This is a genomic window from Streptomyces griseosporeus, from assembly GCF_014656055.1.
GTDB lineage: Bacteria > Actinomycetota > Actinomycetes > Streptomycetales > Streptomycetaceae > Streptomyces > Streptomyces griseosporeus.
Map to the genome: position 1 here is coordinate 324,114 of NZ_BNBR01000005.1, position 21,675 is coordinate 345,788.

20 protein-coding genes are annotated in these 21,675 nt (G+C 72.2%); 10 read left to right on the top strand and 10 right to left on the bottom strand.

Annotated elements, in window-relative coordinates; genetic code table 11:
• Nucleotides 1-3 precede the first annotated feature (3 nt).
• Nucleotides 4-498 (bottom strand): LURP-one-related/scramblase family protein, encoded by a 495-nt coding sequence (locus IE308_RS24535; protein ID WP_190219580.1) that lies wholly within the window; start codon nucleotides 496-498, stop codon nucleotides 4-6.
• The gene (locus tag IE308_RS24540; protein WP_190219581.1) at nucleotides 495-1,499 is read right to left on the bottom strand and encodes a GlxA family transcriptional regulator; all 1,005 of its coding nucleotides are present in this window, start codon (nucleotides 1,497-1,499) and stop codon (nucleotides 495-497) included. Before IE308_RS24540 ends, IE308_RS24535 begins: the two co-directional genes overlap by 4 nt.
• 51 nt (nucleotides 1,500-1,550) lie before the next feature.
• On the opposite strand from IE308_RS24540, the gene IE308_RS24545 reads away from it, so the two are divergent.
• Both IE308_RS24545 and IE308_RS24550 read left to right on the top strand, forming a co-directional pair.
• A complete protein-coding gene (locus IE308_RS24545) occupies nucleotides 1,551-1,967 on the top strand; it encodes a cupin domain-containing protein (RefSeq protein ID WP_110629283.1) in 417 nt (138 codons plus the stop codon).
• A gap of 84 nt (nucleotides 1,968-2,051) precedes the next feature.
• Nucleotides 2,052-3,170 (top strand): serine/threonine-protein kinase, encoded by a 1,119-nt coding sequence (locus IE308_RS24550; RefSeq protein WP_190219582.1) that lies wholly within the window; start codon nucleotides 2,052-2,054, stop codon nucleotides 3,168-3,170.
• Nucleotides 3,171-3,187: 17 nt separating this feature from the next.
• Here IE308_RS24550 and IE308_RS24555 read toward each other — a convergent pair whose 3' ends face one another.
• A complete protein-coding gene (locus IE308_RS24555) occupies nucleotides 3,188-3,565 on the bottom strand; it encodes a hypothetical protein (protein WP_110629285.1) in 378 nt (125 codons plus the stop codon).
• A gap of 238 nt (nucleotides 3,566-3,803) precedes the next feature.
• Between IE308_RS24555 and IE308_RS24560 the strand changes: the two genes are divergently transcribed.
• Nucleotides 3,804-5,648, top strand: a complete 1,845-nt coding sequence (locus IE308_RS24560; RefSeq protein ID WP_190219583.1) for an NHL domain-containing thioredoxin family protein — start codon at nucleotides 3,804-3,806, stop codon at nucleotides 5,646-5,648.
• On the opposite strand, the gene IE308_RS24565 is transcribed toward IE308_RS24560, so the two are convergent.
• The 3 genes from IE308_RS24565 to IE308_RS24575 form a co-directional block, all read right to left on the bottom strand.
• Nucleotides 5,636-5,893 carry a DUF6458 family protein gene (locus tag IE308_RS24565; RefSeq protein ID WP_190219584.1) on the bottom strand — a complete coding sequence of 86 codons (258 nt, stop codon included), beginning with the start codon at nucleotides 5,891-5,893 and terminating at the stop codon, nucleotides 5,636-5,638. The two genes, IE308_RS24560 and IE308_RS24565, sit on opposite strands and share 13 nt — an antisense overlap.
• An 82-nt stretch (nucleotides 5,894-5,975) precedes the next feature.
• Nucleotides 5,976-7,271 (bottom strand): M18 family aminopeptidase, encoded by a 1,296-nt coding sequence (locus IE308_RS24570; RefSeq protein WP_110629288.1) that lies wholly within the window; start codon nucleotides 7,269-7,271, stop codon nucleotides 5,976-5,978.
• 75 nt (nucleotides 7,272-7,346) lie between these two features.
• Entirely contained in the window at nucleotides 7,347-9,173 is a 1,827-nt protein-coding gene (locus IE308_RS24575; RefSeq protein ID WP_110629289.1) for an acyl-CoA dehydrogenase, read from the bottom strand.
• A gap of 149 nt (nucleotides 9,174-9,322) precedes the next feature.
• Between IE308_RS24575 and IE308_RS24580 the strand changes: the two genes are divergently transcribed.
• From IE308_RS24580 to IE308_RS24600, 5 genes are all read left to right on the top strand, one after another.
• On the top strand, nucleotides 9,323-9,787 hold the full coding sequence (locus IE308_RS24580; RefSeq protein ID WP_110629290.1) for an SseB family protein: 465 nt from the start codon (nucleotides 9,323-9,325) through the stop codon (nucleotides 9,785-9,787).
• A gap of 87 nt (nucleotides 9,788-9,874) precedes the next feature.
• The gene (locus tag IE308_RS24585) at nucleotides 9,875-10,702 is read left to right on the top strand and encodes a DUF3592 domain-containing protein (RefSeq protein WP_190219585.1); all 828 of its coding nucleotides are present in this window, start codon (nucleotides 9,875-9,877) and stop codon (nucleotides 10,700-10,702) included.
• A 120-nt stretch (nucleotides 10,703-10,822) separates the two neighbouring features.
• Nucleotides 10,823-11,800 carry a pirin family protein gene (locus IE308_RS24590; RefSeq protein WP_110629292.1) on the top strand — a complete coding sequence of 326 codons (978 nt, stop codon included), beginning with the start codon at nucleotides 10,823-10,825 and terminating at the stop codon, nucleotides 11,798-11,800.
• An 88-nt stretch (nucleotides 11,801-11,888) separates the two neighbouring features.
• The gene (locus IE308_RS24595) at nucleotides 11,889-12,920 is read left to right on the top strand and encodes an AI-2E family transporter (protein ID WP_190219586.1); all 1,032 of its coding nucleotides are present in this window, start codon (nucleotides 11,889-11,891) and stop codon (nucleotides 12,918-12,920) included.
• A gap of 269 nt (nucleotides 12,921-13,189) precedes the next feature.
• Nucleotides 13,190-13,873, top strand: coding sequence for a hypothetical protein (locus tag IE308_RS24600; protein WP_190219587.1), 684 nt, complete (start codon nucleotides 13,190-13,192; stop codon nucleotides 13,871-13,873).
• Between the two features lie 88 nt (nucleotides 13,874-13,961).
• Here the strand turns inward: IE308_RS24600 and IE308_RS24605 are convergent, their stop codons facing one another.
• Complete coding sequence (locus IE308_RS24605) at nucleotides 13,962-16,079, bottom strand: SpoIIE family protein phosphatase (RefSeq protein WP_110629295.1); 2,118 nt, start codon at nucleotides 16,077-16,079, stop codon at nucleotides 13,962-13,964.
• Nucleotides 16,080-16,265: 186 nt separating this feature from the next.
• Here IE308_RS24605 and aspS point away from each other — a divergent pair, with 186 nt between their 5' ends.
• Nucleotides 16,266-18,029, top strand: a complete 1,764-nt coding sequence (gene aspS, locus IE308_RS24610; RefSeq protein ID WP_110629296.1) for an aspartate--tRNA ligase — start codon at nucleotides 16,266-16,268, stop codon at nucleotides 18,027-18,029.
• Nucleotides 18,030-18,157: 128 nt separating this feature from the next.
• Complete coding sequence (locus IE308_RS24615) at nucleotides 18,158-19,120, top strand: intradiol ring-cleavage dioxygenase (RefSeq protein WP_190219588.1); 963 nt, start codon at nucleotides 18,158-18,160, stop codon at nucleotides 19,118-19,120.
• Here IE308_RS24615 and IE308_RS24620 read toward each other — a convergent pair.
• The 3 genes from IE308_RS24620 to IE308_RS24630 all read right to left on the bottom strand — a co-directional run bounded on the left by IE308_RS24620 (nucleotide 19,117) and on the right by IE308_RS24630 (nucleotide 21,429).
• Nucleotides 19,117-19,818 carry a hypothetical protein gene (locus tag IE308_RS24620; RefSeq protein WP_190219589.1) on the bottom strand — a complete coding sequence of 234 codons (702 nt, stop codon included), beginning with the start codon at nucleotides 19,816-19,818 and terminating at the stop codon, nucleotides 19,117-19,119. The genes IE308_RS24615 and IE308_RS24620 overlap by 4 nt on opposite strands.
• 83 nt (nucleotides 19,819-19,901) lie before the next feature.
• Nucleotides 19,902-20,513, bottom strand: coding sequence for a Uma2 family endonuclease (locus IE308_RS24625; RefSeq protein WP_190219590.1), 612 nt, complete (start codon nucleotides 20,511-20,513; stop codon nucleotides 19,902-19,904).
• A gap of 49 nt (nucleotides 20,514-20,562) precedes the next feature.
• Complete coding sequence (locus IE308_RS24630) at nucleotides 20,563-21,429, bottom strand: helix-turn-helix domain-containing protein (protein ID WP_190219591.1); 867 nt, start codon at nucleotides 21,427-21,429, stop codon at nucleotides 20,563-20,565.
• Between the last annotated feature and the right edge of the window lie 246 nt (nucleotides 21,430-21,675).

The window sequence follows — 21,675 nt, forward strand, 5'->3', positions numbered from 1 at the left end:
CGATCAGTCGTCCTCGTCTGATTTTTCCGCCAGTTGGATGACGCACACCGCCACCGCGATCAGCAGCGCCGGGTCCGCGTCGTCGCGGACGACGTCGAGGCCGTAGGTGTCGCGGACGTGGAGCCAGCGGCGGGAGATGACGGCGAGGAGTTCGCCGTCGTACTCGATGGCGAACTCGCGGTCGAGGATCTTGCCGCTGACGTCGAGTTCCGTGCCGTCGACGAGGGAGACGCGGTAGTGGTTGCGGAGCAGCGAGAGGCGTTTGCGGCGGATCCGCGCCAGCGGCTCCCCGTCCCGCTCGATGACCATGGTGTCGCGCAGCGCGAACATCTTCTGGTGGACGTCGATCAGCACGCGGCCCTGCGTGTCCTTCAGCTCGAAGGTGTCCCGCAGCCGCATCGCCTTGCCGTCGACGAGGAACACCTTCTCGCCGCGGTCGTCCTCGATCCAGTAGTCGTCGCCGATGCCGAGAAGCCGTTCCCGTACGAGGTATCTCATGGATTCACCGCTTCCCCGGCGGCCGTGCCGAAACGCCGCCGGTAGGCCGACGGGCTGAGCCCCGTCTCGCGGCGCAGCCGCGCCCGCAGGTTGGCCGCCGTACCGAGGCCGCTGCGGGCCGCGACCACGTCGAGCCGTTCCTCGCCGCGTTCGATGAGCCGCCGGGCGAGGGTGACACGCTCGCCGATCAGCCAGGCCAGCGGCGTCGTACCGAGCTGGGCGCGGAAGCGCCGGTGGAGCGTGGCGGGGCTGACCCGCGCGCGGGCCGCCAGGTCGGCCACGGTCAGCGGCTGGTCGAGGCGTTCCTGCGCCCAGGACAGCACCGGCCCCAGCGACTCGTCCCGCACCTCGGGCACCGGCCGCTCCACGAACTGCCGCTGCCCGCCGTCCCGGTGGGCGGCGAAGACCAGCCGGCGGGAGACCTGGTTGGCGATCTCGGCGCCGTGGTCCTGCCGCCAGATGTGCAGCCCCAGGTCGAGCGCGGCGGCGCTCCCGGCGGCGGTCAGCACGTCGCCCTCGTCGACGAACAGCACGTCCGGTTCCAGCAGCACCTTGGGATGCAGCTCCCGGAAGTCCTGCTCCCAGCGCCAGTGCGTGGTGGCCCGCCGCCCGTCCAGCAGCCCCGCCTCGGCGAGCGCGAACGTGCCGGTGCAGAAGCTGACGACGCGTGCGCCCCGCGCGTGCGTGCGGCGGATGGCGTCCAGGACGGCGGGGACGCGCGGGACGACGTTGTCGGGCCGGCCCGGCACGACGAGCGTGTCGGCCTCGTCCACGGCGTCCAGAGAGGGCACCCCGGTCAGGGTGAAGAACCCGTGGTTCATCCGCACCACGCCGTCCGGCGCGCACAGCGTCACCTCGTACGCGGGCCGCTCCAGGCCCAGCTCGGGGCGGGGCAGCCCGAACAGTTCGGTCGCGACACCGACCTCGAACGGGTTGGTCCCCGTGTCGACGATCACCGCGACCCGGTGGGTGCGCGCCGGTTGAGAGGATCCTTGCGGCATGTGCGATTTCTAGCACTCGTCCGCCGGGCGCGCCGCCCCCAGGATGGCGGCATGAACAGCGAACCGCACTCCGGGCCGGTCTCCGAGCCGATCTCCCTGGCCTCCGCGCTCGGCTCCTTCACCGAGCAGTGGAGCCCGCGCATCGTCACCGCCGTCAACGACTACGACGTCCGCGTCGCGAAGGTCGAGGGCGACCATGTCTGGCACGTCCACGACCACACCGACGAGTTCTTCCTGGTCCTGAGCGGCGAGCTGCGCATCGGCCTGCGGGAGGCGGCCGGTGAGCGCACCGTCGTGCTCCCCCGTGGCTCGGTCTTCACCGTCCCCCGCGGCACCGAGCACAAGCCGTACGCGCCCGTGCCCACCGAGATCCTGCTCTTCGAACCCACCGGCACGCTCACCGTCGGCGACCGCCACGAGGACGTGCCCGACCACGTGGACGCGACGACCGGTCATGCGCTGACCTGAGCGTGGTGAACATGGCGGAACGGGGCGGGCGATTGACGTGATCGTGGATTGTGCTGCCGCCTGGGCTGCCGTGACATAGACGGCATGGAAAGCCCAAGCCCCCGTTTAGAGCCCGAGGACGCCTCCGACGCCGCCGAGTTCGTCGAGCTGATGCGGGTGGCGAAGGAGCGGTCCGGACTGACCTACCGGGAGCTGGAGGCCCGGGCGGCGGCCCACGGTGACGTCCTGGCCAAGAGCACGCTCGCCAACGCGCTGGCCCGGGACGCCCTGCCCCGGGCCGACCTCGTGGCCGCCTTCGTACGGGCCTGCGAGGGCGAGGACCGGGTGCCCGCATGGCTGGCCGCCCGCGACCGCCTCGCCCTGCCCGCCCGGCTCGTCGCGGGCCCGGCGGGCAGCCCAGGCACCGCTGGCACCCCGGGCACCGCGGGTGCTCCGGCCGCCCCCCGCACGGCCGGAGCACCCGGCGGTGACCCCCGCCCGGGCGGTGCGACCGGACCCTCCCCCGAAGATCCGGCCGCACGTCGCACACCGCGACTGCCGCCCCTGCCGCGGTTGTGGCGCCGTATCCCCCGAGCCTGGCGCCTGCCGCTCGCCGCCGTCGCCGTGGTCACCGGCCTCCTGCTGGCGGCACTCGGCGCGCGGGAGCTGACGGACCCCGGCACCACGGCGACGGCCGGCGCGGCCCGCGGCACGGCGAGCACGGCCCCACCCGTGCTGCCGCGCGGCCCAGTGCGGATCCGGCCGGTCCGCTCCCCCGCGCTGTGCCTGACCGACGGCTTCACCCGGGACGGCCGCTACGACTCCCAGGTGGCCGTGCACCGGACCTGCGCGCAGGCCGTGCCGCCCGTCACCGAGCTGGTGCCGGCCGGCGACGGCACGTACCGCCTGAGCTTCCGGCACCCGAAGCACGGCGTCGGCTGCCTGGCCGAGCTGACCGGCGAGCGGCTCGCGGGCCTGCTGGAGCCGCGGAACGACTGCTCCTCCGCGACCCGCTTCCGCGTCCTGCGGGCCGCGTCACCGTCCCCCTCGTCGCCGGCGACGCCCTCCTCGTCAGCCGCCCCCCAGTCGTACGTGCTCACCGTCGACACCCACCGATGCCTGGGAGCCGCAGACCCGGACGCGGGACCCGGCACCGAGGCGGTCGTCCAGACGTGCGACGGCTCGGCGGCCCAGCGGTACCTGATCGCTGCCGCGAAGGGCTGAGCCGCCCCGACGGCAGGTCAGCAGCGGGACGTGGCCCCGCCGTTGCTGAGATAGGCGTCGTAGATCCAGCCCAGGCTGCTGCCGTTGGCGTCGCGCACCCAGGTCCAGGTGTTGCCGTAGTCGTTGACGACGTAGCAGTCGTAGGTGACGCGGGCGCCCTCGGACACGTATCCGACGGTCGTGCAGGCTCCGTACGGGCCCGTGTGGACGGCGGCGCTGCCGGACTTGGTGACGGTCCCGGAGCCGGAGTCGTAGTCGTGGTGCGGCCAGTACGCGTTGCCGCAGGTGACCGCGGCGGCCCCGGACCCGGCCGCCTGGGCGGCGGGTGCGGCGAGGCCGCCCACGACGAGGGCCGCGCCGGCGAGGGTGCCCAGCAGGGCATGACGAACACGCATGCGTTCACTCCTGAAGTCGCTGTTATGGACTGCCCCGGACCGGATCGGTCGGAACGGACTGGATCGGTCGGACCGGACCGGATCGATCGGACCGGTCGGCCGGGGCGCCCCAGACGCTGCCAGCGCCCCGCCACCCCCGACAACGGATTCCCCGTGTCCCGGACAGTCCCGGACAACCACGGCCCGCCCCACCTGCGAGGACAGCCCGGCGCCCCGCAGGGGCTGGCACCCTTGACCCATGACCCGCCCCACACCCCGCCGCGGCGCCCGCGTCCGCGCCCCCGGACTGTCCGGCACAGGCGGCTGGCTCAACACGGGCGGCGAGGAGCTGACGCTCGCCGGGCTGCGGGGGCGGATCGTCGTACTCGACTTCTGGACCTTCTGCTGCGTCAACTGCCTGCACGCGATCGACGAGCTGCGCGAGCTGGAGGCGAAGCACCCGGACACCGTGGTGGTGATCGGCGTGCACTCGCCGAAGTTCCCGCACGAGACCGAGCACGCGGCGGTGGCGGACGCCGTGGAGCGGTACGGCGTCACGCACCCGGTGCTCGACGACCCGGAGCTGGCGACCTGGCAGCAGTACGCCGTGCGGGCCTGGCCGACGCTGGTCGTGGTGGACCCGGAGGGGTACGTCGTCGCCCAGTACGCCGGTGAAGGGCATGTGCCCGCCATCGAGCGGCTCGTGCGGAAGCTGGAGGCGGAACACGCGGCCAAGGGGACGCTGCGGCGCGGCGACGGGCCGTACGCGGCGCCGGAGCCCGCCCCGACCACCCTGCGCTTCCCCGGCAAGGCGGTCGTCCTGCCGTCGGGGACCTTCCTGGTCAGCGACACCACCCGGCACCAGCTGGTGGAGCTGGAGGCGGACGGGGAGAGCGTCGTACGGCGCTTCGGCTCGGGTGCGCGCGGGTTCGCCGACGGGCCGGCCGACCGGGCCTCCTTCAACGAGCCGCAGGGCCTCGCCCTCCTCGACGACGGCTCGGTCGTCGTCGCCGACACCGTGAACCACGCCCTGCGCCGCCTCGACCCCGCGAGCGGCGAGGTGACGACGCTCGCAGGCACCGGCCGCCCGTGGCGGCGGGGCAGCCCGACGTCCGGGCCCGCCCACCGGGCCGACCTGTCCTCGCCGTGGGACGTGGCCTGGTGGCAGGGGCGGGTGTGGATCGCGATGGCGGGCGTGCACCAGCTGTGGGCGTACGACCCGGGGGAGCGGACGGTCGCCGTCACCGCCGGTACGACCGACGAGGGGCTGGTCGACGGGCCGGGCGCCGAGGCCCTGTTCGCGCAGCCCTCGGGGCTCGCCGCGACGCCGGAGCGGCTGTGGCTCGCCGACTCGGAGTCGTCCGCGCTGCGCTGGGTGGAGCCCGACGGCAGCGTCCGCACCGCCGCCGGCACCGGCCTGTTCGCCTTCGGACACCGCGACGGCACCGCGGGCCAGGCGCTCTTCCAGCACCCGTTGGGGGTGACGGCGCTGCCCGACGGCTCGGTGGCGGTGTGCGACACCTACAACCACGCCCTGCGCCGGTACGACCCCGCCACCGGCGAGGTGACGACCCTCGCCACGGATCTGCGGGAGCCGAGCGACGCGGTGCTCGTCGGCGGGGACATCGTGGTCGTGGAGTCGGCCCGGCACCGGCTGACCCGCCTGCGGCTGCCGGAGGAGGTGCTGAGGACGGCGGCGGTCGCCGGCCGCACCCGGTGCGAGGTGATGGAGGTCGCGCCGGGCAGCAGCCTGCTTCTGGACGTGGTCTTCCACGCGCCGCCCGGTCAGAAGCCGGACACCCGGTACGGCCCCGCGACGCGGCTCCTGGTCTCCGCCACGCCGCCCGCGCTGCTGCGCAAGGGCGAGGGCGCGGGCATCGATCTCGCCCGCGCCCTCGAACTCGACCCCGCCGTCGGGCGGGGCGTCCTGCATGTGTCGGCCGTGGCCGCGTCCTGTGACGACGACCCCGACGCCGTGCACCCGGCCTGCCGCCTCCACCGTCGGGACTGGGACGTCCCGGTCCGGCTCACCGAGGGTGGCGCGGACCGGCTGCCCCTGGTCCTGGCAGGTGGAGACGGCCGGGGGTGGGGTCAGACGCCGTAGCCGTCGCTGTACCCGTCCCGGGTGTGATGGTGGTGGGTCCGCTCCTCTTCGATGACCGGCGTGGCGGGCGGCACGACGACCCGGCGGCGCCGGGCGATGCCGCTGAAGGTCGCGACGCCGATCAGGCCGACGGCCATCAGGATGACGCCGACGAGGGTGACGTTGACTCCCTCCACGTGCCAGTCGGTCGCGAACGCGAGGATGGCTCCCACGGCGATGAGAAGTATGCAGCCGCCGAGGCCCATGAGTAGTCGCCTCCCTGTCCGGTCTTAGCGGTGCAACCCGTGTACCCGGCCGGACAGCTCCCATGCAGGCGCCGCGGGTTGACTATCCCTCCAGGAACGCCACCAGCGCGTTCGCCAGCAGATGCGGGTCGTCCACGCCGCACAACTCCCGCGCGCTGTGCATGGAGAGGATCGCCACGCCGATGTCGACCGTGCGGATGCCGTGCCGGGCCGCGGTGATGGGGCCGATCGTGGTGCCGCAGGGCATGGAGTTGTTGGAGACGAAGGACTGGAAGGGCACCTGGGCCTTCTCGCAGGCCGCCGCCCAGATCGCGCGGCCCGAACCGTCGGTCGCGTAGCGGTTGTTGACGTTGACCTTGAGGATGGGGCCGCCGTTGACGCGCGGGTGGTGCGTCGGGTCGTGCCGCTCGGCGTAGTTGGGGTGGACGGCGTGCCCGGTGTCGGAGGACAGGCAGACCGTGCCCGCGAAGGAGCGGGCCCGGTCCTCGTAGGTGCCGCCGCGCGCGAACACCGAGCGGGTCAGCACGTCGCCGAGGAGCGGGCCGTCGGCGCCGGTGTCGGACTGCGAGCCGTTCTCCTCGTGGTCGAAGGCGGCCAGGACCGGGATGTACGGCAGGTCGTCGCGTCCGGCCACCGCGGCCAGCGCCGCCACCGCCGCGTGCACCGACAGCAGGTTGTCCATGCGCGGACCGGCGACGAGTTCGCGGTCGCGGCCCAGGTGGGCGGGGGGTTCCACGGAGTGGACCATCAGGTCCCAGCCGGTGACCTCGCCGGACGGCAGCCCGGCCTCCTCCTCCAGGAAGGCGATCAGGTCGCCGTCGCGCACGTCGTCGCCGAGGCCCCACACGGGCTGGAGGTGGCGCTGCTTGTCGAGCTTGAGGCCCTCGGCGGTGACCGAGCGGTCCAGGTGGATGGCGAGCTGCGGCACGCGCAGCAGCGGCCGGTCGACGTTCACCAGGCGGGTGGAGCCGTCCCGCAGGGTGAGCCGGCCGGCCAGGCCCAGGTCGCGGTCGAGCCAGGAGTTCAGCAGGGGCCCGCCGTAGATCTCGACGGCGACCTGACGCCAGCCGTGCGCCCCCGCGTCGGGCAGCGGCTTGACGCGCAGGTTGGGGGAGTCGGTGTGCGCGCCGACGATCCGGTACGGCGTGTGGGGGGCGGCGCCCTCGGGGACGTACCAGGCCACGATCGCGCCGCCGCGCAGCACGTACTTGCCGCCGCTCGTCCCGTCCCAGGCGTCCGTCTCGGCGACCTGCCGGAACCCTGCCTTCTCCAGCCGCTGCGCGGCGTTCGCCACGGCGTGGTACGGCGACGGGCAGGCCGCCAGGAAGGTCATCAGGTCGTCGGTGTGGCCGCGGTCGAAGCGGGCTGGTTCGCTCATGGGGTTCACCTTAACGACGGACGAGGGCCCGCTCCCGGCCGTGGGAGCGGGCCCTCGTAAGAAGAGTGTGGAGGACTAGAACGCGGCCTCGTCCAGCTCCATCAGGTCCAGGTCGACGCCCTCGGCGATCTTGCGGGCGCAGGTGACGCCGGGCAGGACGTTCGCGGCGAAGAACTTGGCCGCGGCGATCTTGCCGGTGTAGAAGACCTTGTCCTTGGCGGAGGCCGTCGGCAGCTTCTCGGCGGCGATCGCGGCGCCCTTGAGCAGCAGGTAGCCGACGACGACGTCACCGGAGGCCATGAGCAGACGGGTGGTGTTCAGGCCCACCTTGTAGATGTTCTTGGTGTCCTGCTCGGTGGCGGCGAGGTCGGTCAGCATCACACCGACGATCGCCTCCAGCTCCACGGCGGCCTTGGCCAGGTGCTCGCGGGCGCCCGCCAGCTCCTCGCCGCCGGTGCCGAGGGCGAGGAACTTCTTGATGTCCTCGGCGAGGGAGTTCAGGGCCGCGCCCTGGTTGCGGACGATCTTCCGGAAGAAGAAGTCCTGGCCCTGGATGGCCGTGGTGCCCTCGTACAGGGTGTCGATCTTGGAGTCGCGGATGTACTGCTCGATCGGGTACTCCTGCAGGAAGCCGGAGCCGCCGAAGGTCTGCAGCGACTGGGCGAGCAGCTCGTAGGCCTTCTCGGAGCCGTAGCCCTTGACGATCGGCAGGAGCAGGTCGTTCAGCGCGTGCTCGGTCTTGGCGTCCTCGCCGTTCGCCTCCTTGATCTGGATGGCGTCCTGGATCGAGGCGGTGTACATCACCAGGGCGCGCATGCCCTCCGCGTACGCCTTCTGCGTCATCAGGGAGCGGCGCACGTCGGGGTGGTGGGTGATGGTGACCTTGGGCGCGGTCTTGTCCATGAAGTTGGCCAGATCCGGGCCCTGGACGCGCTCCTTGGCGTACTCCAGCGCGTTGAGGTAGCCGGTGGACAGCGTGGAGATCGCCTTCGTGCCGACCATCATGCGGGCGAACTCGATGATGCGGAACATCTGGCGGATGCCGTCGTGCTTGTCGCCGATCAGCCAGCCCTTGGCGGGGTGCTTGTCGCCGAAGGTCATCTCGCACGTGTTGGAGGCCTTCAGGCCCATCTTGTGCTCGACGTTGGTGGCGTAGACGCCGTTGCGCTCGCCCAGCTCGCCGGTCTCGAAGTCGAAGAGGTACTTCGGGACGAGGAAGAGGGACAGGCCCTTGGTGCCGGGGCCGGCGCCCTCGGGGCGCGCCAGCACGTAGTGGAGGATGTTCTCCGACATGTCGTGCTCACCGGAGGTGATGAAGCGCTTCACGCCCTCGATGTGCCAGGAGCCGTCCTCCTGCTGCACGGCCTTGGTGCGGCCGGCGCCCACGTCCGAGCCGGCGTCCGGCTCGGTGAGGACCATGGTGGAGCCCCACTGCTTCTCGACGGCGATCTTGGCGATGTGCTTCTGGACCTCGTTGCCCTCGTCGAAGAGGATGCCGGCGAACGCCGGGCCGGAGGAGTACATCCACACGGCCGGGTTGGCGCCCAGGATCAGCTCGGCGTAGGCCCAGATCAGGGAGCGCGGCGAGGTGGTGCCGCCGATCTCCTCGGGGATGCCGAGGCGCCAGTACTCGGAGTCCATGAAGGCCTGGTAGCTCTTCTTGAAGGACGCGGGGACCGGCGCGGTGTTGGTCTCCGGGTCGAAGACCGGCGGGTTGCGGTCGGCGTCGGTGAAGGACGCGGCCAGCTCGTTCTCGGAGAGGCGGGTCAGCTCCTCCAGGACGCTCTTGGCGGTCTCGACGTCCATCTCCTCGAACGGACCCGAGCCGTAGACCTTGTCGCGGCCGAGTACTTCGAAGAGGTTGAACTCGATGTCGCGGAGATTCGACTTGTAGTGCCCCATGGCGACGGCTCCCGGCTCCGTAGAGAGATCGGCGAGGCACTGGATCCTCGCGCTAGTTCACGTACCAACAAGTAGCTACGATGATGCTACCCGTCAGTAATAAGACGCAACCCCGAACCGGCCATCTGTGACTCGTTACTCTTTGGGCCATGTACGGCTACGAACAGAACGTCGGTGCTCAGCAGCAGTACGCCGCGCCCCAGCAGCCGATGTCCGGCGGCTACGGGCAGCAGCCGCCGCTGTACCCCGAGCCGTCCCCGCCCTCGCTCGCGGACGCGGTGCGCGCCTTCACCACCGGTCAGATGTCCGCCGAGGACTTCCAGCAGATCTTCGCCACCTCGAAGGTGTACTGCCCGCGCGGTGACACCCCCGGCTTCCTCGCCCTGCACAACACCCAGCAGCCGGTGATCCCCATGTTCACCTCGCTGAAGGAGCTGCGCCGGTACGCGGGCAAGGAGTCCAAGTACTTCGTGATCACGGGCGCGGAGGTCATCGACCTGCTCCCGACCGGGTACGGCTTCGTCCTCGACATGGAGGGCGAGCACCGCATGGTCTTCGATGCGAAGGCCGTCGAGCAGATGGTCGAGTTCGCGATGCGGCGGATGTACGGCTGATCCCTTGCAGGGCTGACGCCGTGTAGGGCTGATCACAGCAGGTCGGAAGGCCTGCTTCCGGTCGTTGCCGGCGCCTAGGGTGCGCGCGTGACCTCGATCGACACGCTTGCGGTCCTCCGCGGCCGGTGGCGTTCCGCCGCCCGGCTCACCGCCGGTGGCGAGCTGCTGCTCGACGCCCCCGCGCTGCGCCGCCGTATCCCGCTGACCGCCGTGGACCGGGTGGGCGCCGACGGCCCCGCCGGCCGCACGCTCACCGTCGTCCTGGCCGCCGAGCCGGGCCGGCCGCCGGTGGCCCACTCCCTCCCCGCGCGGAATCCCGCCGCCGTCCGGGCCTTCGTCGACGCCGTGCGCCAGGTGCTGCCCGCGCGGCCGTCGGACGGGCCCGGGGCGGTGACCGAGGAGCGGCCGAAGCGGCTGACCGCCCCGCGCCGGCCGCTGTGGTGGTGGCTTGTGGCGGCCGCGTACCTGCTGGTCGCCGCCGGTCTCCTGGCCCGGGGGCGCGACGCGCTCGCCGGCTGGCTGCTGAGCCCCCTGGTGCTCGCCCCGGGAGGGGTGGCCGTGGTGGGCGGCGTGGAGCTGGCGCGGCAGGGCTGGGGGCTGCGGGTGCGTGGCCGGACCACCGAGGGGCGCCTGGTGCGGTCGTACGCCGTCCATGGCGCCGACGAGCCGTCCGAGCTGCACGTCTACCACTACGTCGACGAGCAGGGCCTCGCGCGGGAGTGGCGCGGGCCGGGCAGCGGCGCCCAGCGGGTGGAGATCCGCTACGACCCCAGGGAGCCCGGCGTCGCGGTCCTCGGCCGGTCGGGGACCGGGCGGCTGCTCGGGGGAATCGCGTTCGCGCTGGTGGTCGGGGGTGCGCTGATCGGCATCGGCGCGGCGATCGCGTCACCGGCGCTGTGGGCCGTGGTCGGGTGAGGGGCCGGGCCGGGCGGGCGAAAGTGCGCGGCGGCCCGGGAATGTACGGGCACCCCTCCTCGTTGGGGTGACAAGAAGTTCAACGCTCAACTAAACTGGGCGTAGACCGAGGAGGTACCCATGCCTGCAGTGACCGTCGAGAACCCGCTGACGCTGCCCCGCGTGACCGCACCCGCCGACGCCGTGGCACGTCCCGTGCTCGCGGTCACGACCGCGCCGGGCGGCTTCGAGGGCGAGGGATTCCCGGTGCGCCGGGCGTTCGCCGGGATCAACTACCGCTACCTCGACCCGTTCATCATGATGGACCAGATGGGCGAGGTGGAGTACGCGCCGGGCGAGCCCAAGGGCACCCCCTGGCACCCCCACCGGGGCTTCGAGACCGTCACCTACATCATCGACGGCGTCTTCGACCACCAGGACTCCAACGGCGGTGGCGGCACCATCACCAACGGCGACACCCAGTGGATGACGGCGGGCGCGGGCCTGCTGCACATCGAGGCCCCGCCGGAGCACCTGGTCGTCTCGGGCGGCCTCTTCCACGGCCTGCAGCTGTGGGTGAACCTCCCGGCCAAGGACAAGATGATGGCCCCGCGCTACCAGGACATCCGGGCCGGCAGCGTCCAGCTGCTCACCTCCCCCGACGGCGGCGCGCTGCTGCGCGTCATCGCCGGCGAGCTGGACGGCCACCAGGGCCCCGGCATCACCCACACGCCAATCACGATGATCCACGCGACGCTGGCACCCGGCGCGGAGATCACGCTGCCGTGGCGGGAGGACTTCAACGGCCTCGCGTACGTGCTGGCCGGCCGCGGCACGGTGGGCGCCGAGCGGCGCCCGGTCCAGCTCGGCCAGACCGCGGTCTTCGGCAACGGCGGCTCGCTGACCGTCCGCGCGGACGAGAAGCAGGACTCCCACACGCCCGACCTGGAGGTCGTCCTCCTCGGCGGACAGCCCATCCGGGAGCCCATGGCCCACTACGGCCCGTTCGTGATGAACACCAAGGACGAGCTGATGCAGGCCTTCGAGGACTTCCAGAAGGGCCGCCTGGGCACGATCCCGGCCGTGCACGGCATGACGGAGGCGGGCCCCGAGGCCTGACCCCCGCCGCGCCGCGGTCCTGACGCGGCGTCACCCGAGCGGGCTGTCCTGCCAGGACAGCCCGCTCGGCGCGTGATCGGCTGGAGCCGTGCAGCTCCTCCCCGACCCCGCCCGCCGTCTCGCCGCCTGGTGCGCCCTGCTGCTGCTCGTCGCCGGGGTCGGCTGGGTCGCCGTCCGGCTGTGCGCGGAGCTGCGTACGGCGGTGACGCCGGTGCTGCTCGCGCTGCTCGGCACGGCCCTGCTCGGGCCGTTCCACCGGCGGCTGGTCAAGGCCAGGGTCAACCGGTCCGTCGCGGCGGCCGTGACCTGCGTGGCCGTCGTCGCCGTCGTCGGCGGCGCCGTCTACATCGTCGTCGCCGCGCTCGTCGACACCGGCGATGAGATCGTCAGCTCGCTGAAGGACGCCGCCGACGCCGTCGCCGAGCACTTCGGGGCGGCCGGCACCTCCCTGCACGACGTCGCCTCCAACGCCCGGGAGCTGCTCGGCAAGTTCGGCGGGACCGCCGCCTCCGGTGTCCTCAGCGGCGTCAGCGTCGTCGGCGAGACCATCGCCATGGCCGTCCTCGCGCTGCTGCTCGTCTTCTTCTTCCTGCGGGACGCCGACAAGGCCGCCGGCACCCTGCGCGCGTTCGCGCCCGGCGGCTCCGCCGACACCCTGGAGGCCATCGCGCGGCGCGCCTTCCACGCCGTCGAGGGCTTCATGCGCGGCACCACCCTCATCGCCCTCATCGACGCCGTCTGCATCACCATCGGCCTGCTCGTGCTGCGCGTGCCCGGCGCGGTCGGGCTCGGCGCGCTCGTCTTCGTCGGCGCCTACATCCCCTACCTCGGAGCCTTCATCTCCGGGGCCGTCGCCGTGCTCGTCGCGCTCGCCGACCGCGGCTTCGTCATCGCCCTGTGGGCGCTGGGCGTCGTCCTCGCCGTGCAGGTGCTGGAGGGCCACGTGCTCCAGCCGGCCATCCAGAGCCGCACCGTGCAGATGCACCCGGCGGTGGTGATGCTGGCGATCACCGCGGGCGCGTCCGTCGCCGGCATCCTCGGCATGCTCCTGGCCGTACCGGTCACGGCGGCGGCCTTCGGCGTCGTACAGGAACTGCGGGAGCGGGCCGGGACGGCGTAGACGCCGTATTCCGGGGCGGGCGGGGCGGGCGACGAGGCGGGAGACCAGTCCTGTCGCCCTTGGACGTTTCGACCCTGCCTGAAAAGCGTGTCCGAGGAAGAGGCGGGGAGGCAGCCTGTCCGTGCCACCGGTACCGGGCTGCCTCGACCGAGGGAGGCAGCCGTCGACGGCACGACCCCTGCCGACCCGGCGGAGGGTCACCACCTCGCAGGGATCGACCACTTCACGAGACGAGGGGATCAATCATGCGTAGAGCAAGACCTCTGTCAGTGCTTCTCGCAGCCGGCGCGGTCGTGGCGCTGACCACCACCGCGGCGTCGGCTGCCGGCAGCCCGGTGACGCACACCAGCACGCAGCCGACCGCGGTCTCGGCCGCAGTGGCGCCGACGGCACAGCGCGACGCGAGCGCGCCGTTGTCGCGCGCGGCGGTCCTCGGCGTCGGCAGGGCGGTCCACCCCGTGGTCGACACCGGCATCTACTCCGGTCCCGGCCTGAGCACTCCCCGGATCGGCACCGCCTGGGCCGGTGACAACGTGGCCGCCATCTGCCAGACCCAGGACAGCAACGGCAAGCGGATGGTGCTGGGGATCGAGCGGCCCGGGCGCAACGGGATCCAGTGGGCCAACACCGCCGGCTACCTGTGGGACGACGACATCCGCGAGTACACCGGCGACCTTCCGGGCTGCGCCGGTTACGGCCGGTCGGTCCATCCCGTGGTCGACACCGGCCTGTACTCAGCTCCCGGCCTGAGCACTCCCCGGATCGGCACCGCCTGGGCCGGGGACGATGTCGCGGGGGTCTGCAAGATCACGGACAGCAACGGCAAGCGGATGGTGCTGGGGATCGAGCGGCCCGGGCGCAACGGGATCCAGTGGGCCAACACCGCCGGCTACGTCTGGGACGGCGACATCCGCGAGTACACCGGCGACCTGCAGGACTGCGGCCTGTCGTAGCCGGTAGGGGGTGTCGTCGGTCAGGCCGGACCGGCGAACCGCGTCCGGGCAGGAGCCGGCCGGGGCGGACGGGGGCGGGAACAGCTGTTCAGGGCGCCGCCTCCGTCAGCTCGAACCAGATGCTCTTGCCCTCGCCCCGCGGTGCCACCCCCCAGGAGTCCGCGAGCAGCTCGATCAGGACCAGGCCGCGGCCCGAGGAGGCCAGTTCGCCCGGGCGGCGCACGTGCGGCAGGTCGTCGCCGGCGTCGGTGACCTCCACGCGGAGTCTGCGGGCGCCCGGCTCGCCGGTGACCTCGGCGACCAGGAGCGCGTCGGCGTCGGTGTGCACCAGGACGTTGGTGAGCATCTCGGAGACCAGCAGCACCGCCGAGTCGACCTGGTCGGGGGAGGACCAGTCGTGCAGCAGGTCCCGCAGCTGCTGCCGGCCGGTGGCGACCTGCTCCGGCTCGGCCTGCGCGACGGTGAGCATCGTGCGCCGCACCCGCGTCCGTACGGCGGCGCCGCCGCCCGGGCCGCGGCCCTCGCCCTGCCGGCGCAGCAGGAGCAGCGCGATGTCGTCCTCGCGGCGGTCGGCGAGCGGGCCGGTCGTGTGGTGCGAGGACGGCCCGTGCACGGCCCCGACCAGGGCGTCGGCGAGCCCCTCCAGATCACCGCCGCGATGGTCCTCGAGGACGGCCCGGATGCGCCGCCAGCCGGAGTCCAGGTCGTGGCCGCCGGTCTCGACCAGGCCGTCCGTGCACAGCAGCAGCGTCTCGCCGGGCTCCAGGGCGAGCCGGGTGGTCGGGTAGTCGCTGTCGGGGTCGATGCCGAGTGGCAATCCTCCGGCTGTCGCCCGCAGCATCACCGTGCCGTCCGGCATCCGCACCGCCGGGTCCAGATGCCCGGCCCGGGCGGTCTCCACGGTGCCGGTGGCCGGGTCGACCTCGACGTACAGGCAGGTCGCGAAGCGCAGGGCGGCCAGGTCGTCGTCGCCGTGCGTGATGCCGTAGAAGAAGCGGGAGGCGCGGGTGAGCACCGCGTCGGGCCGGTGGCCCTCGGCGGCGTACGCCCGCAGGGCTATCCGCAGCTGGCCCATCAGCCCCGCGGCCCGTACGTCGTGCCCCTGCACATCGCCGATGACCAGCGCGAACCGGCCGCTGGGCAGCGGGATCATGTCGTACCAGTCGCCGCCGACCTGCAGACCGCCGCCGGTCGGCACATAGCGGGCGGCGATGCCCATGCCGGGGATGCCCTCGCCGAGCTGGGGCAACATCGAGCGCTGCAGGCCGTCGGTCAGCTCCCGCTCGGTCTCGGCGGCCCCGGCGCGGGACAGGGCCTGCGCGAGCATGCGCGCCACCGTCGTGAGCACGGACCGCTCGTCGGGCGTGAAGGCGACCGGATAGGTGAAGGCGGCCATCCACGCGCCCATCGTGCGGCCCGCCACGGTCAGCGGCAGGAAGGCCCAGGACTGCCGGTTGAAGCGCTGGGCCAGCGGCCAGGTCAGCGGGTAGCGCTCCTTGTACTGCTCCGGCGACGACAGGTACACCGCCCGCCCGGTGCGCACCACCTCCGCGGCCGGATAGTCCGTCGTCAGGGCCATCTGGGCGAACGGCCCCTCGTCGCCGGGCCGCTGCCCGTGGTGGCCGATGATCGTCAGGCGGTCGCCCTCCACGCCGAACACCGCGAGGCCGTCCGGTGAGAAGCCCGGCATCGACAGCCCGGCCGCGACCCGCAGCACCTCCGCCGTGGACCGCGCCTCCGCCAGCGCCCGGCCCGCGTCCAGCAGGAACGCCTCCCGGGAGCGCCGCCAGTCGCCGGTGACGGCGTTGTGCGCCGCCGGGGTGCCCGGGGCGGGCTCGGTGACCTCCTGGAGGGTGCCCGTCAGCTCGTAGGCGCGCTTCACCGGATCGAACGTCGGCTTGGACCGGCTGCGGACGACCCGCACGATCCGGCCCCGCTCGTCCATGATCCGGATCCGTACCTCGGCGAGGGTGCCCTCGGCGACCGCCAGCTGCACGACGCCGGTGATCTCGTTCCAGTCGACCGGGTGCAGCCGGGCACGGACCTGGGCCTCGGTGAGCGTGACCTGCTCGGCGGGCAGCCCGAGCAGCCGCGCCGCCTCCGCGTCCACGGTGACCAGCCCGGATGCGGTGTCCCAGTGCCACAGGCCGGTCGCGAGGGCGGCGAGGACATCCCCCACGGCGGGCAGGGGCTCACCAGTGCGCATTGCCCCACTTTAAGAAGATCTGTTCGGAAGATGCCACCGAGGGCGCTTCCGAGGGCGCTTCCGAGGGCCCTCCCGAGTGCCGCCTCCGTAATGGTGGGGAGGTGATCCTGGCCTGCCCGGTACCCTTGAAAAGTCCGGGCACCGGGCCCCGGAGATTCCCGATCCGCGAAGACTGGATGAACGACGATGCATCGGTACAGGTCCCACACCTGCGGCGAGCTCCGCGCCTCTGACGTCGGCACCGACGTCCGGCTGAGTGGCTGGCTGCACAATCGGCGCGACCTGGGCGGCATCCTCTTCATCGATCTGCGCGACCACTACGGCATCACGCAGCTGGTCGCCCGCCCCGGCACCGAGGCGTACGAGGCCCTGGACAAGGTCTCCAAGGAGTCCACGGTCCGTGTCGACGGCCGCGTTGTTTCACGTGGAACCGAGAACGTGAACCCGGACCTGCCCACCGGTGAGATCGAGGTGGAGGTCGGCGAGGTCGAGCTGCTCGGCGCGGCCCAGCCCCTGCCCTTCACGATCAACACCGAGGACGGGGTCAACGAGGAGCGGCGCCTGGAGTACCGCTTCCTCGACCTGCGCCGCGAGCGCATGCACCGCAACATCATGCTGCGTACGGCGGTCATCGGAGCCATCCGGCACAAGATGACGGCGCTCGGCTTCAACGAGATGGCCACGCCGATCCTGACGGCCACCTCCCCCGAGGGCGCCCGCGACTTCGTCGTGCCCTCCCGTCTGCACCCGGGCAAGTTCTACGCCCTGCCGCAGGCCCCGCAGCAGTTCAAGCAGCTGCTGATGATCTCCGGCTTCGACCGCTACTTCCAGATCGCGCCCTGCTTCCGCGACGAGGACGCCCGCGCCGACCGCTCGCCGGGCGAGTTCTACCAGCTCGACGTCGAGATGAGCTTCGTCGAGCAGGAGGACGTCTTCCGGCCGATCGAGCAGCTGATGACGGAGCTGTTCGAGGAGTTCGGCGGCGGCCGCCATGTGACGTCCCCCTTCCCGCGCATCCCCTTCCGCGAGGCGATGCTGAAGTACGGCTCCGACAAGCCGGACCTGCGGGCCCAGCTGGAGCTGGTGGACATCACCGACGTCTTCGAGGGCTCGGAGTTCAAGGCCTTCGCCGGCAAGCACGTGCGCGCGCTGCCGGTCCCGGCGGTCCAGGACCAGCCCCGCAAGTTCTTCGACCAGCTCGGTGAGTACGCCATCGCGCAGGGCGCGAAGGGCCTGGCCTGGGTCCGCGTCGGCGAGGACGGCCAGCTGTCCGGCCCGATCGCCAAGTTCCTCACCGAGGAGAACGTCGCCGAGCTGACCAAGCGCCTGTCGCTGGCCCCGGGCCACGCGGTGTTCTTCGGCGCGGGCGAGTTCGACGAGGTCTCGAAGATCATGGGCGCGGTGCGCGTCGAGGCGGCCAAGCGCGCCGGTCACTTCGAGTCCGACGTCTTCCGCTTCTGCTGGATCGTCGACTTCCCGATGTTCGAGAAGGACGAGGAGACCGGCAAGATCGACTTCTCGCACAACCCGTTCTCGATGCCGCAGGGCGGCATGGACGCGCTGGAGAACCAGGACCCGCTGGACATCCTGGCCTGGCAGTACGACATCGTCTGCAACGGCGTCGAGCTGTCCTCCGGCGCGATCCGGAACCACGAGCCGGACATCATGCTCAAGGCCTTCGAGATCGCCGGCTACGACCGCGAGACCACCGAGCGCGAGTTCGCGGGCATGCTCCGCGCCTTCCGCTTCGGCGCCCCGCCGCACGGCGGCATCGCCCCCGGTGTCGACCGCATCGTCATGCTCCTCGCGGACGAGCCGAACATCCGCGAGACGATCGCCTTCCCGCTCAACGGCAACGCCCAGGACCTGATGATGGGCGCGCCGACGGAGCTGGAGCCGGCGCGGCTGAAGGAACTGCACCTGACGGTGAACAAGCCGCAGCCGAAGTAAGGCGGAGGCTTCGCGCTTCGGCGCAGGCGCCCGGGACCGCGACGGTCCCGGGCGCCTTCGTGTGCACTGGGCTCCTGCCCAGCTCTCCCTCATGCTCCTGACAGGGGCGGTCGCTACGTTCCCCACCCATGACGGACAAAGAAGTGGCCCAAGGGCCGCAGCACAAGCGGGATCTGACGCGCCGTAAGGTGCTGGTCGCCGGTGCCGGCGCGGTGGCGGCGGTGGGCGTCGGCGGCACGTTCGCGGCGGGCGCCTTCGCCGACGAGGAGCAGCAGGGCACAGGTGCGGATACCTGCTACCGACTCACCTCGGAGACGACCGAAGGGCCCTACTACATCGACGCGGACAAGCTCCGCCAGGACATCACCGAGGACCGGGAGGGCATCCCGCTGACCCTCCGCATCAAGGTGATCGACTCCGAGACGTGCAAGCCGGTACGGAACGCAGCCGTGGACGTCTGGCACTGCGACGCGCTGGGCATCTACTCGGGGTACGAGAGCCTGTCGACGGGCGGCGGAGGCGGCACCCCTCCGACGGCCGCCCCCTCGGGCACCCCGACGGCCGCCCCCACGGGCGCCCCGACCGATGCCCCCTCGGGCACTCCCACCGGTGAGCCGCCCTCGGGGGCGCCGACCGGCGGTCCCGGAGGCGGGGGCGGAGGCGGCGGGCACGAGGAGCCGACCGACGACAAGCGCTACCTGCGCGGCACCTGGCGGACGGACAAGGCAGGCTTCGTCACCTTCACGACGATCTTCCCCGGCTGGTACCGGGGACGCTGCGTGCACATCCACACCAAGGTGCACGTGGGCGGCACCTGGACGGACGCCGGCTACGAGGGCGGGCACACCTGCCACACCGGCCAGTTCTTCTTCGCCGAGGAGGCCGTGCTCGCGGCGGCGGAGGTCGCCCCGTACTCCACGTCCACGACCGAGCGCACCAAGCTCACCGAGGACACGATCTACGACCAGAGCGGCGCCCAGGGCGGCCTGCTCACCCTCAAGTACGACAAGAAGAACATAGCGAGGGGCGTGCGCGCGTCGATCACGGTGGGCGTGGACCCGGACAGCACGCACGAGGGCACCCAGGCCTAGAGGGTGTCCTCGTCCTCCTCCACGCCTGCGTCGGGGGACGCCCCGTCCTCCAGCAGGCGCTCGGCGATGTCCGTCGACCAGTGCTGGGCCCAGGCGCGCAGGTCGGTGATCTGGGCTTCCTCCAGGCCGTAGCGGGTGAAGGCGTGGTCGGGGTACCAGTCGGTGCCGGTGAGGCGGGACTGGAGGGTCGGCAGGTCGAAGGGGTCGTGGGCGTGGCGGCGGCCCAGGTCCTCCAGGTCGGGGAAGGAGAAACGGGCGGCGGCGGCGCGGGCGTCGATCAGGTCGACGGCGGCGCCCCGGTCGTACAGGGCCCTGATCTTCGTACCGACCGCGTCCTCCAGGCTCAGCGCCGGGCCGTACTCCGTGAGGACCGGGGGCTGCCAGAACGCCTCCTTGTGCAACGCCAGCTCGCAGGGTTCCCCGCTGTCCGGCTCGGTGACCGTCAACTGGGCCGACAGCGGGGTGACCGTGTGCAGGACCACCGTCTTGCCGCCCGCGCGGAGGGCCGTCGCGAGATGGGCGGCGACGGTGTCCGTCCCCTCCGGGCTCTCCGTGGCCATGTCGACGTTGGCATGCGGACGCTCGACCAGCCCGTGCGCCTCCAGGGCGTACCCGCCCGCGAGGACGAGCAGATGGGGGCTGCCGAGAGCGGCGACATCGGCGATGAGCCGGCGGTGGACGACGGAGAGGTTCCTCACGGGTGCAGCACTCTGCCAGAGAGGGGCGGGGGGTGGGGTCAGCCGCGCCGGGGCGTGCGACGGTGCGCGCGGCCGGGGCCTCCTTACTCCTGCCCGCCGTCCTCACTCGCGTAGCGCGGCAGGCCGTCGGTAGGGATGGTCCAGTCGGCGATGGTGACGTCCTCGCCGTAGACGAAGTCCTTGCGGGTGGCGTAGCGGGGGCCGGAGGGGGTGGTGTGGATGTCGGTGAAGACGGCGCCGGTTCCGGTGCGGGGGTCGAAGAGGGCGTAGACGGGGATGCCCATCAAGGGGTAGTCGCGGAGCTTGGTGACCCAGTCGTTGTCGGGGTTGGACTTCGATACGACTTCGATGGCGGCGATGACGGTGTGAGGGTCGATGGATCCCTCGACGTTCAGGTCCGTCCACGCGATCACCACCACATCCGGATGCCGCATGATGCCTTCGGGCTCGTCCTCGACATCGGGCGTGCCGGTGTGCGCCAGGAGATCGTCCGGCATGGCCTTCTCCAAACGGCGGCTGACGTGCGCGGCCGTGACCTCGTGAGGCCCTCCCGGCGACATCATGTCGAGGACGATTCCTTCCTTGGTGATCTCGAACTTTCCGGGGAGGGAGTCGTCCACGGTCTGCACGAAGTCCCGCATGGCCCGGTAGACGGGGGAAACGCTCTGCCGCGCGCTGTCCGGTGCGGTGGTCATGGCGCTCGCTCCTCGTCTGTGCCCAGGGGCAAGGATCGTCGCTTTCATGCTAGGTGGCCTCCGGTAGACCGGTGCGGCAGTCGCGGCAGCGGCCGGGCAGCGGGGCGCGGAAGGCGCGGTCGCAGCCTTCACAGTTCTGCAGGCGATGGCGTGGCTCGGGGACCGGTGACGCCGGGGGCCGGAACGGTGGTGGGGGTGGCAGTTGGGCGGTCAGGCGGTGGGCGAGGAGAGCGGCCGGGCGGATCAGGGGTTCCGTCGGCAGGTTCTCGGTCAGGGCGTGGCGTACGGCGGTGGGGGTGACGTCGCGTTCGAGCCAGGTGGCGACACCGGGGGCGAGGTGTTCGGCGTCGGTGGCGGAGAGGAGCAGGCGGGGGTCGTGGCGGCGCAGGCCCGCGAGGAGGTCGACGGCGGTCTGGAGGAGGGCGGGCGACGGGTACGACGGCTGGGGTACGGCTGGGAGGCGCTTGCGGGGCGCGGGCTCGTCGGGAGGCGTGCGGCGGGCGGGCCCGCGGGGGGTCGCCTCGCGGGCCGCGTGGTGACCGGGCCGGTTGCAGGACACCGTGCGGGTGATGATGCGGCCGGTGGCGGTGCGCTCGCGGTTGCGGCGCAGGTAGCCGTGCGTTTCGAGTTCTCGCAGGGCCGCGGCGATACGGGTCGGGCCCTCGGGGAAGCGGGCGGCGAGGGTCTTGATGTCGACGGCTGTGCCCGGCCGGACCGACTGGATGTAGCAGGCCAGGCCGATGGCGAGAAGGGACAGCTCACGGTGCTGGGCCAGGTCGTTGCCGATCACCGTGAAGTTCTCCGTGTGGCGGACGTGATCGTGGACGACGCCGGCGGTGCGCTGCCCGTCGGGGTGGTTTTTGCGCCGGAGGCGGGACTGGGCGAGCGCGGGCGCGTTAGGGTTTTCGGTATCCATCGGGAAGGTTTCCTCTTCCTCGGTGGTCAGGCCCTCGCAGTGGGATGGCAGTCCCCGCGAGGGCCGTCGCATGTCTGGGATGGGTGTGTCTGCGTGCTGCTGGCGTTGAGCGTAGGGCAGACAACCCGTCCCGAATCCAGCCCAGTTGGCATATTCACTCCACGGAGTGAGTTTGCCCGGCGGGAGGGAGGGGTGGGGCTTGGTGGGGTGCTTTATGCCCGGTGGGTAGTGCATAGGGAGCGCAGG

Excerpts from the sequence above, each read along its gene's own strand:
- IE308_RS24535 (WP_190219580.1), bottom strand. The coding sequence starts at position 498 with ATGAGATACCTCGTACGGGAACGGCTTCTCGGCATCGGCGACGACTAC.
- IE308_RS24540 (WP_190219581.1), bottom strand. The coding sequence starts at position 1,499 with ATGCCGCAAGGATCCTCTCAACCGGCGCGCACCCACCGGGTCGCGGTG.
- IE308_RS24545 (WP_110629283.1), top strand. The coding sequence starts at position 1,551 with ATGAACAGCGAACCGCACTCCGGGCCGGTCTCCGAGCCGATCTCCCTG.
- IE308_RS24550 (WP_190219582.1), top strand. The coding sequence starts at position 2,052 with ATGGAAAGCCCAAGCCCCCGTTTAGAGCCCGAGGACGCCTCCGACGCC.
- IE308_RS24555 (WP_110629285.1), bottom strand. The coding sequence starts at position 3,565 with ATGCGTGTTCGTCATGCCCTGCTGGGCACCCTCGCCGGCGCGGCCCTC.
- IE308_RS24560 (WP_190219583.1), top strand. The coding sequence starts at position 3,804 with ATGACCCGCCCCACACCCCGCCGCGGCGCCCGCGTCCGCGCCCCCGGA.
- IE308_RS24565 (WP_190219584.1), bottom strand. The coding sequence starts at position 5,893 with ATGGGCCTCGGCGGCTGCATACTTCTCATCGCCGTGGGAGCCATCCTC.
- IE308_RS24570 (WP_110629288.1), bottom strand. The coding sequence starts at position 7,271 with ATGAGCGAACCAGCCCGCTTCGACCGCGGCCACACCGACGACCTGATG.
- IE308_RS24575 (WP_110629289.1), bottom strand. The coding sequence starts at position 9,173 with ATGGGGCACTACAAGTCGAATCTCCGCGACATCGAGTTCAACCTCTTC.
- IE308_RS24580 (WP_110629290.1), top strand. The coding sequence starts at position 9,323 with ATGTACGGCTACGAACAGAACGTCGGTGCTCAGCAGCAGTACGCCGCG.
- IE308_RS24590 (WP_110629292.1), top strand. The coding sequence starts at position 10,823 with ATGCCTGCAGTGACCGTCGAGAACCCGCTGACGCTGCCCCGCGTGACC.
- IE308_RS24605 (WP_110629295.1), bottom strand. The coding sequence starts at position 16,079 with ATGCGCACTGGTGAGCCCCTGCCCGCCGTGGGGGATGTCCTCGCCGCC.
- aspS (WP_110629296.1), top strand. The coding sequence starts at position 16,266 with ATGCATCGGTACAGGTCCCACACCTGCGGCGAGCTCCGCGCCTCTGAC.
- IE308_RS24615 (WP_190219588.1), top strand. The coding sequence starts at position 18,158 with ATGACGGACAAAGAAGTGGCCCAAGGGCCGCAGCACAAGCGGGATCTG.
- IE308_RS24625 (WP_190219590.1), bottom strand. The coding sequence starts at position 20,513 with ATGACCACCGCACCGGACAGCGCGCGGCAGAGCGTTTCCCCCGTCTAC.
- IE308_RS24630 (WP_190219591.1), bottom strand. The coding sequence starts at position 21,429 with ATGGATACCGAAAACCCTAACGCGCCCGCGCTCGCCCAGTCCCGCCTC.